This window comes from Levilactobacillus andaensis (assembly GCF_016861695.1).
GTDB classification, from domain to species: Bacteria; Bacillota; Bacilli; order Lactobacillales; family Lactobacillaceae; genus Levilactobacillus; species Levilactobacillus andaensis.
Genome location: NZ_BOLP01000001.1, coordinates 1 through 15,921 on the forward strand (window position 1 = coordinate 1; position 15,921 = coordinate 15,921).

The 15,921-nt window shown below is 50.3% G+C and carries 17 protein-coding genes; 4 read left to right on the forward strand and 13 right to left on the reverse strand.

Features of this window, described 5'->3' with window-relative positions; genetic code table 11:
• Positions 1–167: 167 nt before the first annotated feature.
• The 4 genes from JUF10_RS00005 to mutY all read right to left on the reverse strand — a co-directional run bounded on the left by JUF10_RS00005 (position 168) and on the right by mutY (position 2,724).
• A complete protein-coding gene (locus tag JUF10_RS00005; protein WP_011668621.1) occupies positions 168–371 on the reverse strand; it encodes a cold-shock protein in 204 nt (67 codons plus the stop codon).
• A gap of 190 nt (positions 372–561) precedes the next feature.
• Positions 562–1,173, reverse strand: coding sequence for an alpha/beta hydrolase (locus JUF10_RS00010; protein ID WP_236008108.1), 612 nt, complete (start codon positions 1,171–1,173; stop codon positions 562–564).
• A gap of 17 nt (positions 1,174–1,190) precedes the next feature.
• Positions 1,191–1,511, reverse strand: a complete 321-nt coding sequence (locus tag JUF10_RS00015; protein ID WP_203640207.1) for a hypothetical protein — start codon at positions 1,509–1,511, stop codon at positions 1,191–1,193.
• 73 nt (positions 1,512–1,584) lie between these two features.
• Positions 1,585–2,724 (reverse strand): A/G-specific adenine glycosylase, encoded by a 1,140-nt coding sequence (gene mutY / locus JUF10_RS00020; protein ID WP_203640232.1) that lies wholly within the window; start codon positions 2,722–2,724, stop codon positions 1,585–1,587.
• 785 nt (positions 2,725–3,509) lie between these two features.
• Here mutY and JUF10_RS00025 point away from each other — a divergent pair.
• On the forward strand, positions 3,510–5,174 hold the full coding sequence (locus JUF10_RS00025; RefSeq protein ID WP_236008110.1) for a peptide ABC transporter substrate-binding protein: 1,665 nt from the start codon (positions 3,510–3,512) through the stop codon (positions 5,172–5,174).
• Between the two features lie 58 nt (positions 5,175–5,232).
• Here JUF10_RS00025 and JUF10_RS00030 read toward each other — a convergent pair whose 3' ends face one another.
• Both JUF10_RS00030 and JUF10_RS00035 read right to left on the reverse strand, forming a co-directional pair.
• On the reverse strand, positions 5,233–5,544 hold the full coding sequence (locus JUF10_RS00030) for a DUF7671 family protein (protein WP_203640209.1): 312 nt from the start codon (positions 5,542–5,544) through the stop codon (positions 5,233–5,235).
• Entirely contained in the window at positions 5,534–6,580 is a 1,047-nt protein-coding gene (locus JUF10_RS00035; protein ID WP_203640210.1) for a lipoate--protein ligase, read from the reverse strand. The genes JUF10_RS00030 and JUF10_RS00035 overlap by 11 nt, the downstream gene beginning before the upstream one ends.
• Before the next feature lie 203 nt (positions 6,581–6,783).
• Here JUF10_RS00035 and JUF10_RS00040 point away from each other — a divergent pair, with 203 nt between their 5' ends.
• A complete protein-coding gene (locus JUF10_RS00040) occupies positions 6,784–7,167 on the forward strand; it encodes a glycine cleavage system H family protein (protein ID WP_203640211.1) in 384 nt (127 codons plus the stop codon).
• Between the two features lie 224 nt (positions 7,168–7,391).
• The gene (locus tag JUF10_RS00045) at positions 7,392–7,916 is read left to right on the forward strand and encodes a helix-turn-helix domain-containing protein (RefSeq protein WP_203640212.1); all 525 of its coding nucleotides are present in this window, start codon (positions 7,392–7,394) and stop codon (positions 7,914–7,916) included.
• A gap of 98 nt (positions 7,917–8,014) precedes the next feature.
• Here the strand turns inward: JUF10_RS00045 and JUF10_RS00050 are convergent, their stop codons facing one another.
• Positions 8,015–8,998 carry an aldo/keto reductase gene (locus tag JUF10_RS00050; protein WP_203640213.1) on the reverse strand — a complete coding sequence of 328 codons (984 nt, stop codon included), beginning with the start codon at positions 8,996–8,998 and terminating at the stop codon, positions 8,015–8,017.
• Positions 8,999–9,204: 206 nt separating this feature from the next.
• On the opposite strand from JUF10_RS00050, the gene JUF10_RS00055 reads away from it, so the two are divergent.
• Positions 9,205–9,420, forward strand: coding sequence for a P8 family protein (locus JUF10_RS00055; protein ID WP_048734867.1), 216 nt, complete (start codon positions 9,205–9,207; stop codon positions 9,418–9,420).
• A 59-nt stretch (positions 9,421–9,479) separates the two neighbouring features.
• Here the strand turns inward: JUF10_RS00055 and JUF10_RS00060 are convergent, their stop codons facing one another.
• The 6 genes from JUF10_RS00060 to JUF10_RS00085 all read right to left on the reverse strand — a co-directional run bounded on the left by JUF10_RS00060 (position 9,480) and on the right by JUF10_RS00085 (position 15,467).
• Complete coding sequence (locus JUF10_RS00060; RefSeq protein WP_203640214.1) at positions 9,480–10,103, reverse strand: histidine phosphatase family protein; 624 nt, start codon at positions 10,101–10,103, stop codon at positions 9,480–9,482.
• Between the two features lie 11 nt (positions 10,104–10,114).
• On the reverse strand, positions 10,115–11,023 hold the full coding sequence (locus JUF10_RS00065) for a DMT family transporter (RefSeq protein WP_203640233.1): 909 nt from the start codon (positions 11,021–11,023) through the stop codon (positions 10,115–10,117).
• Positions 11,024–11,718: 695 nt separating this feature from the next.
• On the reverse strand, positions 11,719–12,363 hold the full coding sequence (locus JUF10_RS00070; RefSeq protein ID WP_191988738.1) for a methionine ABC transporter permease: 645 nt from the start codon (positions 12,361–12,363) through the stop codon (positions 11,719–11,721).
• Between the two features lie 40 nt (positions 12,364–12,403).
• Positions 12,404–13,468, reverse strand: a complete 1,065-nt coding sequence (locus tag JUF10_RS00075) for a methionine ABC transporter ATP-binding protein (RefSeq protein WP_203640215.1) — start codon at positions 13,466–13,468, stop codon at positions 12,404–12,406.
• Positions 13,469–13,508: 40 nt separating this feature from the next.
• Positions 13,509–14,333 carry a MetQ/NlpA family ABC transporter substrate-binding protein gene (locus JUF10_RS00080; protein ID WP_203640216.1) on the reverse strand — a complete coding sequence of 275 codons (825 nt, stop codon included), beginning with the start codon at positions 14,331–14,333 and terminating at the stop codon, positions 13,509–13,511.
• A gap of 585 nt (positions 14,334–14,918) precedes the next feature.
• The gene (locus tag JUF10_RS00085; RefSeq protein WP_203640217.1) at positions 14,919–15,467 is read right to left on the reverse strand and encodes a DNA-3-methyladenine glycosylase I; all 549 of its coding nucleotides are present in this window, start codon (positions 15,465–15,467) and stop codon (positions 14,919–14,921) included.
• Between the last annotated feature and the right edge of the window lie 454 nt (positions 15,468–15,921).

The following is a 15,921-nucleotide window of genomic DNA, read 5'->3' on the forward strand; positions in this document are numbered from 1 at the left end:
GTTCAAAAAAGAGGCCCAATTCGAAAATGAATTGAACCTCTCAAATTCCCCTCATCAACACCCGTTGACAAAGAGCCGTATTTCATCTTTCAACCTTTAGTTTGTAGACACAAAAAAACCACCGACACACCGTCGATGGTTTTTTAAACTCGATTTAGGCTAATAAATTAGTCAACAACCGAAACGTTAGCAGCTTGTGGGCCACGGTCGCCTTGTTCTACATCAAGGGATACGTGTTGGCCTTCTTCAAGAGTCTTGAAGCCTTCACTGTTGATAGCAGAGAAGTGAACGAAAACGTCTGAGCCGTTTTCCAAAGTGATGAAGCCGTAACCTTTATCAGCGTTGAACCATTTAACAGTACCTTGTTCCATAAGAATGAAACCTCCGTGCGCATAGCGCAATATATTTGCATTTGAAAGCTGGGGTAAAAAGGAGCCATTCTTAAAGAACGTCGAGCCTTTAAAACTTCCGAACCATAAATACATTAACCATAGGATAACAGGTATTCCCGATAATAGCAAATGGAAAGTGCTAAAAAGTCTATGAGTTTTTAAATATCGGTCAATAATTTTCTGCTAACCAGTTGTGCGCGGCCATGACTTCCTGCGGGGTCAATTGGTGCGTCCCCCCCGTCACTTCTACCGTGGTCGTCATCCCCGCTCGTTCGCAGTCTGCCGCCACTTCTTGGACCGTCGTCACCTGCACCAAAGGGTCGTGTTTACCGGCCGATAACCAGACCCGATATCCGGGTCGTTTGACGGCCATTGGCGTGGCTACACGTAGTGGATGAAATAAAATTGCCGCCTGTCCCGGAAACAGTCCCATTTGCACGCCATAAGCAGCCATCGCGGCCCCATTCGAATAACCGACCACAATTAAATTTTCGCTCGACCAACGATGCTGCTGACAGATCTGCTCGACCGTCATGCCCAGCCAAGCCGCTTCCTGTGAAATCTGTTCGGGATTCGCCGTTTGGCTGGCCGTCTGTTGGAAATACTGCCGTTGAGCACCAACACCGATCCGACCCGCAATTGTGATTAAAGGACTTTGGGGCGCTAACCGCCGGCCAAACGTCAGCATTTCTTCGTTCGTACCGCCAGTGCCTTGCAGCAACAATAACGGTGGCGCTGTATTAGCGCCCGGTGCCGTCTCGATTAAATCCGCTTCATCCACGACCATCCCTCCTCAATCTAACGGTGCACGATCAATTCGATTTGACCCTTTTGGGGAGCGAAGTTTAAGCCGTAGCAGTCTTCCGTCAGAATTTTCGCGTATTCAGCCAACACATCGGCTGGCAATGGCGTGTGGGTTCGTAAATGTTCTATTAGTTCAGTTGCTGAACTGACATCCTTTAGCGTCACAAACAACAGTGCATTATTAATTAAATCATGTAGTAAATCCGTTAATAGACCGTTGGGCTTGCCAACTGGATCCGTCACCACGACCTGATGACTCTCGACCTCTTGGTGATTGACCGAAATAAATTTCAATACATCAAAAACTGTTTGCACGATTCGTCACTCCCTCATCAAACCGGTTTGTCCTAATTAATTAGATGATACTGCAATTTGGGGGCCACGGAAACTAATTCACCCCAAACACATCTGGATGACCTTGTTTTTCGTAGCGCGCCATAATTTTCTCCTGCACCTTCGGCAAGGGTAAATCTGCAATCTGTTCAGCCGGCACCCATTTTCCAGGAAAAAAGGTCAACGGCGGTGTCGTCGTCAAGGTTGCCAGCAACAATTTGACCTGCCAGCGTTGGTGGGTATACGTGTGGCTAACCGGTTGGCCGCCCACCGGGGACAACTTCACCGGCACCTGGTACTCGGTGGCCCAGCGGTGCTCTAAGATGGCAATATCGGTGGCTAGGTCGGCTGGTTCGGTTGCATCCTCAGCTTGCAGGTCGGCCTGCATCACCAGTGGGAAGGTCCAGTATCCCGCCAACATTTCCTGAGTCGTCCGCTGCGTGAGCAAATAGCCCGCCGGCGACTGGACGATAACCGCGTAGTACGGCATCAATTTGGGACGCGGCTTTTTCGTCTTCACTGGAAAATCAAGCACCCGGTCGGCCTTAAACGAGGCATCAAAGTCTTTGACGGGCGAATGCGCCGTATCCGGATTCTTGCTGGTCATGTAGCTCGACCCCAGATCCATGATGGCTTGATTGAACGCGCCTGGCCGGTCGGGGTCCACGATTGGTTGGATAATTTGTTCAAATAACTGACGGGTCCGTGGTTTGGCAATGTCGTCTTCAATCATCAATAGTCGACTAAAAACGCGAAAGGCATTGCCATCGACCGCGGGCACAGCCTCGCCAAAGGCAATACTGGCAATGGCACAGGAGGTGTAAGGCCCAATCCCCGTTAAATCGGCTAAGCCAGCCGCCGTTTCCGGCCATTTGCCATGATAATCCTGAACCACCTGCTGTGCTGCCCGCTGTAGATTACGGGCCCGCGAGTAATACCCCAGTCCCTGCCAGGCCTTTAACAAGGTCTCCTGATCAGCCGCAGCCAGATCATCAACCGTTGGAAAAGTGGCCATAAAATTTAAATAGTACGGAATGACCGTCTTAACTTGCGTCTGTTGTAGCATGACCTCACTGACCCACACGTGGTACGGGTCCTGATCTCGCCGCCAGGGCAAGTCCCGCCCCTCACGGTCATACCACGCCAAGAGGGTCTGGCGAAACGCTTTAATCGTCGTTGCTGACCAGTGTTCCATAATCGTCTTCCGTCCCTTCACATCGCTAATTGTTCCTATTCTAGCTAAATTTATGGGTTGGAACAAGTATGGGCTTAGATTGCCCACCTGCGGCTGTCAGGGATTCCGCCTGCTATGGGGAACGCCTCCAGCCAAAGGGCAGGCTTCCGGCTCGCCTGAAAGCCACGCAGAACACGTGTCTCTCAGGTCGTCCCACAATGTAAGCCGGGGAAGAACTCCGACTAACATTGTCGACACAGCTGGCTCCATCCCTGACCTCCTCCGGCTACGGTAGTTTCTACTGACGATACTTGTTGAACCATAGGTGCACGGAAACTTTCCGAACTAACGTCTAATGTTTCTATACATCACGATTATTGACAGCAAAATGGCCGTTCATCATTGAGGGAGCTCGACAGCAGTCCCTATAAATTTGAACCCCATTTCTTGGCAATATTCACAATCGGTTTTGAGTACCAATTGGTCGCGACAAAACAGCAGACTGTCTTGGCATTTCAATCCTAGTCATGGCAAAGATCAGTCAAAGCCGGAGGCGGCCAGGGATGGAGCCAGCCGTGGTAATGGCGTTGGTCGGGGGTTCCTACCCGCCCTAGGCCTAGGGCGTCTTTGAAGACACGGTGTCCTTTCCGTGGCTTCAAAGCGAGCGAGAAGCCCGTCCCCCAGGCTGAAGCGTCCCCACAGCAGGCGGAATCCCTGGCAGCCGGAGTGCGACCATTTTACACGAACTAAAGCTTGACGAGACCCGTTCACTCCCCTATTATCAGGAAAGAATGACAACTAACGGAGTGAATAAATTGAAGCACTGGGGAACATTTTTAATTGGCCTGCTACTATGTGTTGGGCTGACCGGGTGCACCGTGGTTCAAGAAACGGTGTCGCCCAGTGATAGTAAAGGGGTCATGACGAAAAATCAGGTACTTAACCTGTCCACATCGCATCCCCTGACCACCTTAGACGCTGATAAGATGACGCAATTCGGTCGGCTTAACAACACGATTGAGGGCCTCTTTTCAGCGACTGGCGATGGTCAGACCGAACTCGCCCTTGCCAAGAAGGTCACCCTCAACAAGGCGCGCACGACCTACACCTTTACGCTCTGGAAGGATTCCTACTGGAGCAACGGTGACCTCATCACCGCTAAGGATTTCGTGTACTCTTGGCAACGCGCCCTCAGCCCGCAGACCAAGGCACCGGATGCCGATTTGTTTGTCGGTATTCATAACGCCCGGAAAATTATTGACGGTCGCCTGCCCGCCACACAACTGGGAGTCAGCGCCCCTAGCAAGTTCAAATTGGTCGTCCATCTCGACCACCCCATGGCAGAACTTCCGCAACGACTGACTTATCCACTATTTGGCCCGCAAAACGAACGCATCGCCAAAAAGTTTGGCAAGCGCTACGCAACGAAACCCCAATATCAGGTTTACGCGGGGCCGTTCATGGTCGCAACGACTGGCAATACCAAGACTCACTGGCACATGGTCCCCAATCCCCATTATTGGGACCGCGATCACGTCTACCTCAGCCGGATAAACGTTAACGTTTATCGTAATCCCAAAAAGTCCTGGCACGCCTATCAAAGCGGCGACCTGGATGAGGTGCGGCTCTGGTCGCAATCTAATATGAAATCCTACGAAAAACAGGCCGCCTACACCGCTCGGCCCTATTCTAAAATGGTCTTGCTCGCCTACCGGACAACTGGGAAGTCTTCCACTGTCAACCAGCTGCTCCAGCAAAAGGCCGCCCGGCTCGCCATCTCGCATGCCGTCAACCGTGAAAAGTTGGCACAGGCCTCCTATGGTAGCACCTCGCTACCAGCACAGGGCATCGTTCCCGCAGGACTCAGCCGCGGGCAACGAGGAACCGCCGATTTTGCGGCAGCGCAACCGAACCAGAAAACACTGGCTTACCAACCGCAACTCGCCAAAAAGGAATGGCAAGCGGCGCTCAAGGCAACGGGAATTAAACACGTCACGCTGTCCGTGAGTTATCTGGATGCCATCAACAGTGAAAAACTCGCTAAGAAGTTACAACAACAACTTGAAGCGACCCTCCCCGGCTTAACCATTACCCTCAAGCACCGCGGGTGGGTCATCGATGAGCAGGCGGGACCACTGGAAACTGACCTGACCATTCTCACGCAACGCGCACAATACGCCGACCCCTTAGCCATGCTGGCGCTCTATACCAGTTCCAGCACTGCCAACCTAGGCCACTGGTCCAATCCGACCTATGACAGTCTAGTCGCCGAGGCCAGCAATGCCCCTTCATTTAACGCTCACCGCTGGCAAACGCTTCTGAAGGCCGATGGCGTGCTTATGGCCCAACAGGGGGTCACGCCGCTGCTACAGCCCGCTAGCACCTACCTGATCAACCCCAAGCTTAACGGTGTGCAATACAACACCGTGGGAACGCAGTCAAACTTTAAAGAAGCTTACTTCGTCAAATAACTGAAAAACGAGAAGTCGCGGTCATTGCCGTGGCTTCTCGTTTTAATTTTACAATGCATTATGGTAATTTCTTAACGGCGGTCTGCACGAGCTCTTCCCCAACGAATTCACTGGTCAAGCGCTGCATCGGCGTGAAATCATGTCGGTCCTTGTAGGCCACCGGGTAAGCGGCAACGACGGCCACTTTTAGATTGTTCTCGGTTAAAAAAATTTGGCCGAGGCCCTTATATTTGCCCTTGCTATGGCGACCCGTACGCCAAGAATGGAGCTTGAAGTCGCCATCCGGTTCCCGTTTGATCTCATACTGACCAGATGCGTTGGCGGCCACTGGCACACCGATATACTGATTCACATCATATTTAGCCTTCATGTGGGGCCTCCGCTGTCAGTGCCGTGACGATTGGATTAACGGCGGCATTGCCTAAGACATCTAATACATCTGGCTGACTTAACACGGCCGCGACCGCAGCTGGTGTGGCGTCGATCCCAGTTAACTTTTCAGAAACCGTCAGTAATTGTTCCGGCGTCGCCACGGTCCCAAAGAGCGCTACTGCTTTGAATTTATCGGCATGGACCGTAAAGTTCAAATGGAGCTGTCCCGTTGGCAATAACACCGCCCGATACTCCCGAAACCCCGGATTGGCACCGTAGTTCCATTCGTCGGTCCGGTACTTTTCGCTGAGCCGTTGGTCGATGATCGACCAGTCATGGTCGGACAAGTGATACGTCTCGATCTGATCAAGGTGGTCGACCTCAAAGATGTGGCAGAGCAAGGCTTCCTTGAATTCCTGAATGTCTAAATTCTGATATTCGGGTGCGAGATACTGTCGGAGATTCGTGATGGAGACCCGGTTCGAAGCGACTCCTCGATGTGGTCGGTCACCAGTTGGCAACAAGGCTTGGTGCGCAGCGTCAACGTTTAAATCGTACATGATCGTCCCGCCAGCGGCATAACCGTCCCCATTTTTAAACATGGTCATCCCGGAAAACTTCTTGCCATCAACGACTAAGGCACTCTTGTTGCTGATGCCGGGCGAATCCACGCCCATTGCCGCTAATGCCCGGAGAATTGGTTCGGCAAAAACGGTATAGTCGCCAAATTTAGACCCATCTTGCGGATCACCATTCACGATGTGCTCAAAGATCAGGTTCCGCTCGTCATGGTAAACGGCACCACCGCCGGACGTCCGCCGAACCAATTGAACATCATGCTTGGCGAGGTAGTGAAAATCCACCTCGGCCGTCACGGTCTGATTGATGCCGACAATAACGGCTGGCCGGTTCACATACATCATTAACCCGTGGCCAGGAAGCTTCAGGTCGTTGACCAAGTAGTTGTCGATCGACTGGTTCACAATGGCATCCGTGACGACCTTCCCTTGACGATTCGTATCAATTAAAAACATGCTAAATTCTCCCTTCGTTCTCCCCCGATTAAGTGCTTACATTTTAGCATAGACACCGACTGGCAACAACCAACGACGGTTCGTGAAGCAGGAAACAAGCGTCTTGTTGTCAGCGGTTGCAAGCAAAGGGTATACTAAAGGGTAAACACGATGGTTGGTGCTCAAATAGACCAGCCGGTAACGACACTAGGGAGGAATTTATCATGACCGAACACCCACAATCATTTTGGCAACGCCTGTTGGGTTGGTTTCACCACGACAGTAAGCCCGCAACACCAGCAATCACTGTAAAGGATGGGGTCTGGTTACAAATGCGCGACCAGGGCCACTATCGCATGGGTCTCTCCAGCGACGCCCTTGAACAGATCGGCGATATCAGTTTCGCCGACCTCCCCATCATGACCGACGATGTACTCGCAGCGGGCGATGATATTCTGGAAGTCGAGAGTGACAAGGCTGTCGAAAATTTCAAGACACCTTACGCCGGCACGGTGGTCAAAGTGAACGAAGACTTAGTCGCCGACCCCGCCACCATCAATCAGAACAAGCAACCGGACAACTGGATTTTGGAGCTTCAGGTCGCTTAGCATCAGTGTATACCCAATACAATTTTAGAATGAAAACGAGAGTCTGGGACCAACATCCCGGACTCTTTTGCGTTGCTAACCTTTGTTCCGCTCCCTTTCTTGTGTCAATTTCAGCCACTTAACCCGGGTTATAATCAACTTTTAGGGTCCGCAACTAAACAGTTCGTGCAGCTTGTACCTAGGTTTGCTAGGATTGAGACAATTGTTAATTGGAGGCATCATTTATGGAAATCGGGGAACAAATCAAAACACAACGGGAATGCCAACACTGGTCACAACAGGAATTAGCCGACCGCCTAAATATCTCGCGTCAATCCATTTCAAAGTGGGAACGCGGCACCGCCCTGCCTAGCTTTGCCAACGTCGTCACCCTCAGCGAGCTCTTTCAGCTGACCATCGACGACTTGATTCGTGAGGACGACCATATGATGAATCAACTCGAACAGCCGGTCACTAAGCCCCTCTCACTGATTGTGCTGAGTAGCTTAGGCCTAGCAATTGTCGGCGCCATTATTTCCCTCAGCCTGGGGATTGGGCTAACGGCCTTTGTCAACGCCACCCAATCACTCGTCCTGCTTGGCGTCCTCGGTTTACTCGGCCTAGTCTACTGGAACCAGCGCCACCAATGCGTGCCCCTGTCCCGGTGGGTGATTGCCCTCGCCATTCTCACACTGACTTTGCTGTTCATACCACAGGTCGATAGCTTGTTTATGGGATTCCTGGATGGCCTGCGAGACCAGACGCACTAGTATCTGTAGATTAAAACGAAGGCGCCGGTACTGTCTGATTTTCAGACAATATCGACGTCTTCGTTTGTTTAACTGGCCACCTGAGACCAGCCTACAGGTTACCAGCGGTATTGAACTGGATTCTTAATGTACTTATCGTAAACGTCACGGACAACGGCCATTTGGTCCGCCGTAAAGGCTGGCAATTCAGCCGCCGCAACGTTACGGGTGATCTGTTCCGGTTTAGAAGCACCAGGAATCACCGTGCTAACGGCATCGGCCATCAGAATGTAACGTAAAGCCATCTGCGCCAACTGATTGCCGGCACCTAGCCGTTCCTTCAGCTCATCGGCTGCCTTGACCCCGGTCGCGTAATCCACACCCGAGAAGGTCTCCCCTTGGTCAAAGGCCTCACCGTGACGGTTGAACGTCCGGTGGTCTTCCTTACCAAACGTGGTGTCCAGCGTGTACTTTCCGCTCAACAAGCCACTAGCCAACGGTACCCGGGCGATGATACCCACGTTATGGTCCTTAGCCATCTTAAAAAAGTTATCGGCTGGCCGTAACCGGAACATGTTGTAAATAATTTCAACGGCCGAAATATCGTAGTCTAATGCCTTCATGGCTTCCTCGACCCGTTCAACACTAACGCCGTAATTCTTGATCTTGCCCTCTTTTTTCAATTGGTCAAGCGTAAAGAAAACTTCTGGCGTGTAGTAAACGGGAGTTGGTGGACAATGTAATAACACGTTGTCCAATGCGTCAATGTCCAAGTTAGTCAGGCTCTCTTCAACGAATTTCGTTAAGTTTTCAGCCGTGTAGCCACTGGCAACGTGCGGATCCAGCTTCCGGCCAATTTTAGTCGAAACGAACACCTTGTCTTGCTTGCCCTTAATGAACTTGGCTAAGGCCCGTTCACTGTGACCATCTTGATAAATATCGGCCGTATCGAAGAAGTTGACCCCTGCATCGTAAGCCGCAGCCAACGTGTTTTGCGCATCGTTCTCATCGAAGGGATCGCCCCACTTCGAGCCAAGTTGCCACGTTCCTAAGGAAACTTCACTAATATTAAATCCTGTTTTACCTAATACCCGGTAATCCATGTTAAGTCCTCACTTTCAGCCGTCTCGATTGACGTTCTCCCACCTATTCTGCCGGTTTTTAGCGAGGCCGTCAACGATTTCAAACAATCTTGGCAACGAAATATTTACCATTTTTTCATAAAAGGACTACCATGAAAGTTGAAGCCGGTGGCACATGCCAAAAACAGATACCGCTGACCCCAATTTTTTATTGGAGGTAATTGGTTATGGCTGTTGTATTTAAGACTGCTTTATTGGATGAAATTATGAAGGATGTATTCGACTGGTCCGATCAGGATATGCCTGTTCGCGACGCATTATGGGATCATTTTATGGAATCCAATGGTCACAACACCGATGAATCTGAAGCTTCTATGAAGGAAATCGATGCTAAGTCTGACGATGAAGTTCGGGCTTACGTTGAAGAAAACCTCAAGAAGTAACCGGCTGTTTCAACCTAAAAAAGAGCTTGGGATTAATTCCCAGGCTCTTTTTTCAACTTCTAAATTAATTTTGGGGTGACCCCATAGGCCGTCAAATACCGTTGTCCCGTCGCGGGATCGATCATCATCTGGGTCACACTAGTATTCGCCGGTTCCGGCAACGCTGTGGTCGCCGGGGCACCGAGCATCAGCAGGGCCGTGGCCTTAATGGTGAGACCATGGCTGACGACCAAGATATGGTCGTTTGGATGGTCAACCACTTCTTCGGCCAACCACTGCCCGACCCGCCGTTGAATGGCCAAGTAGGACTCTCCACCAACCGTACTCAGCACATCTGGCAAGGCTTCGCCAGTAACCGCATCGAAATCTTGCGGCCGCTGCTCACGCAAACCCACGAAGTTTTCACCGGTCCATTCGCCATAGGCCGCTTCCATCAGCCGGTCATCGAACTGTGGCGTTAACGGCAAGACCTCAGTCAGTGCAGCCGTCGTTTGGCGGGCACGGTGAAGCGGACTGCTGACGATTTGATCATACGACCGTCCACGCAACCACTGCGCGACCCGCTCTGCTTGTTGAAGCCCAGTTACCGTTAAATGTGTGACGGCACTATCTAGCTGTCCTTGCATCACCTGGTCGACATTTGCCTGCGTTTGGCCGTGTCGTACCCAATCAAAAGTCGTCATATTGTCACTTCCTATTGTTTCTCAAATTGCGTTTCGATTTTTCGGCGACCTTGTTGTAACAGGTAAATGGCCACAATGACCAACACCGACCCAATCACTTCTGCAATTGAAATTTTCAAACTTAAAAATAGAATCGATAAAATAAAGGTGACCACCGGCTGCGTGGCATCGACGATACTGATCACGTCGGACGGCGCAAAGTGGCTACTGTAGAGCAGTAACGAGAATGGCAGAATCGTTCCGACGATGATCACCGTCGACATGGACCCAATCAGCGTCCCCGTAATCGGTGGCATATTCATAAAGACAGGGTGGTAGAGGTTAAAGACGACCCCTGCAATAAACGTTCCCCAGCCTAACACCGTGATGGGGGCGTGACCATAATCGCGAACCAATGGCCGCGGCAACACCACGTAGCAGGCCGCCGTAATCCCGGAACCAATTCCCCAAAGTAAGGAATCCAACGGAATGGCGAGTTGTTCGATATTTCCCCGCGTGATGGCGAGGACGACCCCAATCAGTGCCACCCCAAAGGCAATTAAATCACTCCGTAATGGCCGCTCATGTTTAAATAATAGACTTCCTAGAACAATAAATAAAGGACTCAGGTACTGAAGAATGGTCGCAGACGCCGCGTTTCCGCTCTGAACCGCAATGTAAAAGGTCAGTAAATTAGCACCCAACCCGATGAGCGCGTAGGCGACGATCCAAAAGATCTCCCGCCAACTATGAAAAACGGCGAACGTTTTCTTACCGTACAAAATAAAACTGATGATCAGTAAAATAACACCAGCACCCATCGTTCTGGCAGATAAAAACCAGCTGGTGGGAATGGCCTGTCCCTGCGAAATAAACTGCAAAACCGTTCCGGAAACGCCAAACATGGCCGACGCAACGGTGGCCCAAAAGATACCCTTCATGACGTTTTCCGTCGGTGCCCCAATATTCTTCAAAACTCGATAAATCCTTTCTCTCCCATACCGACAGTGACGGTATGCATCTTAAATTTAATTGCCGCAATTGTGTACGCTGGACGCACTCCGGCTCAGATTGGTACGCCTTCATGACAAACGTTAAATCTTAACATGCTATCTGGTGATTGAACCCATGCATACAGGCATAACTTTCTATAACTGTAAAACTTCCACTCATGCTAGATAAAACACTCGACTAACTAATCTACCATCAGCAAGGCCATCCAATTTAGATAGTCCATAATTTTTCTATTTTACCGGACGACCATTAGAATTTAACGGTAAAATGTCTAAAATCCAAAATTTTTTAGTATCACATTTAAACGGCTAAGACTCCCATCTGGTTAGCCCATTTTTCTGTTTAGCCGATTAGACATCTCTTCATCACAAATGGGAGCAACCGCTTGGGCTGCTCCCATTTTCACTTCATCTCTATTGAGTATAGCCGTCCGGTGGAAACTCGTAAACCCATCCACCTTACAAATAAAATAGTGACCGCAACCCATGGGTCACAATCACTATTTTACAATTACTCGAAATCAATGGTCACCTCACCAAGACCAATTCAGCCTGGAAGGCGACTCGAATTAGCATTATTGTGGCAAAACCCAATCTTAGCCGGAGGCGGCAACCGAACTAATTTAAGCCGTATGATCAACTCGACGGGCCAACCAGTCACCCACCAATTGAATGATGAAGACGATGACTAAGATGATCAGCATAGCGAGGAAGATGACGTCCGTTTGGAACCGGTTGTACCCGATGTTGACGGCCAAGTTCCCTAAGCCCCCCCCACCGATGGCACCGGCCATGGCGGTCAAGTCAATCAGACTGATCAACGTTAGGACGGAAGAACGGATAATGTCCGCTAAACCTTCCTTGAGGTAAACCCGGAAGATAATCGCGATGGGACCAGAACCCACCGATTCAGCGGCTTCAATCACCCCATGGTCAACTTCGGCCAGGGCATTTTGAATCTGCCGCGCATAAAACGGTGCGGAGCCGATGACCAACGGCACGATGGCCGCGGTCGTCCCAATCGCCGTCCCCACGATGATTCGCGTCACTGGCGCAATGATTGCCAGCAAGATAACGAATGGAATCGACCGGAACAGGTTGACGAACTTATCTAGAATGTTATACACGATTCGGTTTTCCAGGATGCCTCCGGGCTGGGTCACAATTAACCCAATCCCAATCGCCATTCCCAGAATCCCGGCAATAATTGCGGTGATGGCCGTCATGTACAGCGTCTCACCCGTTGCTTGGATGAAGTCGCTCTTCATCGTCACTGCGTTTGGAAAATACTTTGCGAACCAACCCAACTTAGGCCACCCCCGGTTTCTTTGGTTTTAAATGCGTAATGGTAATCCCGGCGTCCTGACAGTATTGCCAAGCCGCTTTCAGCTTGTCGGGTTCCCCAGTCATGACGACGATCAGGTTTCCCAACGGCGTGTCTTGTAAAATCTCAACGTTCCCATATAAGATGTTGGACACCACTTCATACCGCTTGTACAACTCGGTGATCAGCGGCGCATCAGTCGTTGCCCCCACATACTGGAGCTGGACTAATTGATGATGATCGTCCAGACCCAACGTGCTGGCCTGACGATAGATCTTTTCCAACGCCTGATTGATCTGCGTTGCGGTGTTGATGAAGTCCTTGGTCAGCGGTTGCTTAGGCTGACTGAAAATGGTCACCAGGTCGCCACGTTCGATGATCTCGCCATCTTCCATGACGGCCACCTTGTTGCAGATTTCCTTGACGGCTTCCATTTCGTGGGTGATCAAGACCACCGTTAAGCCCAACTCCTTGTTCAGCCGTTTCAGTAATTCCAAAATAGCTGACGTCGTCTTCGGGTCCAACGCACTCGTGGCTTCATCACTGATCAGGATTTCGGGGTCATTGGCCAGCGCCCGCGCAATGGCGACCCGTTGCTTTTGCCCACCGGATAGTTGTGCCGGGTAATCCGTCGCCTTTTCCGTCAACCCAACCAGGTCGAGTAAATGGGCCACTTTTTCCTTCCGTTCGGTCCGTGACAACTTGCCACCCTTTAAAGGATAGTCGACGTTGTCCGCAATCGTCCGGGAATTCATCAGGTTAAAGTGTTGAAAGATCATGCCAATCTTGGTCCGCGCTTCCCGTAGATCATGGGAGTTCAGTGCCAAAATGTCTTGACCGTTCACGTCGACGCTACCGGCAGTTGGCTTCTGGAGCCGATTGATTACTCGCACGAGCGTACTTTTCCCCGCTCCGGAATAGCCGACGACGCCGTAGATGTCACCCCGGTTGACCGTCAACGAAACCTTTTTAACGGCTTCAACGGTTTGCCCCTTATTATGGAAGGTTACGTCGATATCTTTTAATTGAATAATCGCTTCGTTAGTCACTAACTTCATTCTCCTTACTCGCCAATGCCGGCAAATTCGTTTACTTTAATTTCAAGTTCCAAGCCGGAATGGACAAGCCATCGTAAGCTTTTTGAATGTTCTTCTTGGTTGCTTCGGTCTGGTAAGCCTTGATGATCTTCTTGAAGACGGCCTTGTTCTTGTCAGACTTGTTGACAGCTAAGATGTTGATGTATGGCTTGGAAGCCTTGTTGACCTTTTCTTGGAACAGAGCCTTCTTAGCGTTCAGCTTAGCACTAGCAGCAAATTCGTTGTTGATGACCGCTGCGGTTGCGTCAGATAACGAACGAGGTGTTTGTGCGGCATCCAATGGCGTAATCTTCAAGTTCAGCTTGTTTTGCGTGATGTTCTTTGGTGTTGGCAACGTGACCTTAGGATCGACCTTGATCAAGCCAGCGGATTCCAGCAAATGTAAGGCCCGGCCTTCGTTCGTGGAGTCGTTAGGAATGGTGATCTGGTCACCCTTCTTGATTTGAGAAACCTTGGTGATCTTCTTGGAGTACAAACGCAATGGGGCTAAGTAAGTGTTGGCAATGCCGACCAGATTAGACTTGTGGGCCTTGTTCCAAGCATCCAGGAAGTAGGTGTGTTGGAACGAGTTCATGTCGATTTCGTGGTTAGAGAGAGCCGCGTTTGGTTGGTTGTAGTCGGTAAACGTCGTCAATTTGATGGTGATGTTTTCCTTGGCCAACTTCTTTTGAATTGGTTTCCAGATTTCTTCATCGGTACCCATGATACCAACCTTAACCGTGGTATTCTTGGAAGCAGACTTGCCACAACCAGCAACGATCAACAATGGAATCAACAATAATAAGAGCCAGCTAAAATGTTTAAATGATTTCTTCATTCTTAAAAACCCCTTTGATATCCCTAATTTTTAAATCAATCCTCAACACGAAACGCCACAATTGAAAACAGCGACCAAAACAAAAAGTCCGCTCCTAAATTAATAGAAACGAACTTTGTCGTGGTACCATTCTAATTTAAGTTAGGCTAAAAAGATGCCCAGCTCCTCATTAACACTCGCCAGCTTACGCCTTAAAGTGCGTGCACGATAATGAGTGCCAGTCATCACCACCTCATCACTAGGACTTAGCAGTGCCAATTCATTTCAGGCCATCTTCACCCCGTCGTTGGTTACCCACTTGCAGCAAATCGTGGACTCTCTTTAAACCGGTAACGGTGGTTACTCTCCTGATCACATTGTTTTCAATCGCTTAATTTATCAGTAAGTCTAATGCAACTTTAATCCGGTGTCAAGCAGGAATTGCTATAAATTATTTTATATTGAGCCCCGCCAAACTGGGATTTGACCACTAGCGTAACAACTAAATCGGTTTCAGTCAAGCTGAATTTCTCACTTAAATTTCACATAATCTCTTTTGTCGACTGCAGAAATTAAAGGCTAGCCGTTCATTTTTGACCGGCCAGATTATTCATCCAACACCTGTTCCTTCAAAATGCCTGCTGCCAGTAAGAACATGTGCGTGACCACGGGGCCGACGAACTTGAAGCCCCGGTGCTTGAGGTCCTTAGCGACCGCCGAGCCCAGTGTCGACTGATTGACCAGCTCATCACGAGTAACCGCCGGCAAGAGGAGCGGCGTGCCATTGACAAAGACCCAGAGATAGTCCGCAAAACTGCCAAACTCCTGTTGGACCTGTAGAAGCGCCCGTGCATTTTGAATGGTAGCGCGAATTTTTCGGCCATTACGGATCATTGTCGGGTCATGGGCGATCCGGTCGCCATCAATTTCCAACTCAAAGCCGGCTACCCGTTGTGGGTCCATCCCCGCAAAGACGCGGCGGTACACGGGAATCTTACTAGCCGCCGCCTGCCAACTCAGGCCGACCTGAAAGACGCCGACCGTCAACAGCTCGAACAACACGTGGTCGTCATGGGTCGGCGTCCCAAAGTAAGCCTGATATTCCTGCACACCGTCCGTATCCCACTGACGCCCATCATCTGGTCCAATTGCCATCCTTCGTCACGTCCTTCGCTACGTCTCCATCTACTATAGCAAAGACCCGTGCCAAACAAAAGGACGGCCCCCACCGAGACTACTCGTGGCGAGGACCGTCCTGTTATGTTAGTGACGATTAAATTCAGAAATCACTGCACGACACACATTGTCGGCCCCTTTGAATCTGCCCACGGGCCAGCAATGCGTCGAGTTTTAGGTATCGGGTCAAATTGAATCGACGTAAATCAGTTACAGGTTCCGAACTAACTAAGTCAATATCTCATAAGACCACAATGTAAGCTGAGAGGTCGACAAATGGCGCGTCGTTCTGCTTAGTCGGCGTTTCTGGCCGGCTTAGCAGAAAACCAATCTTGAAGACTCGTGATCTTCGAGGCTTCAAGTTGCGTTCGCACCGTTCCAGCCCATATCTGCCGGCCGGTAAGGCGATGCTAACCAGTGCCCTATCCTATCA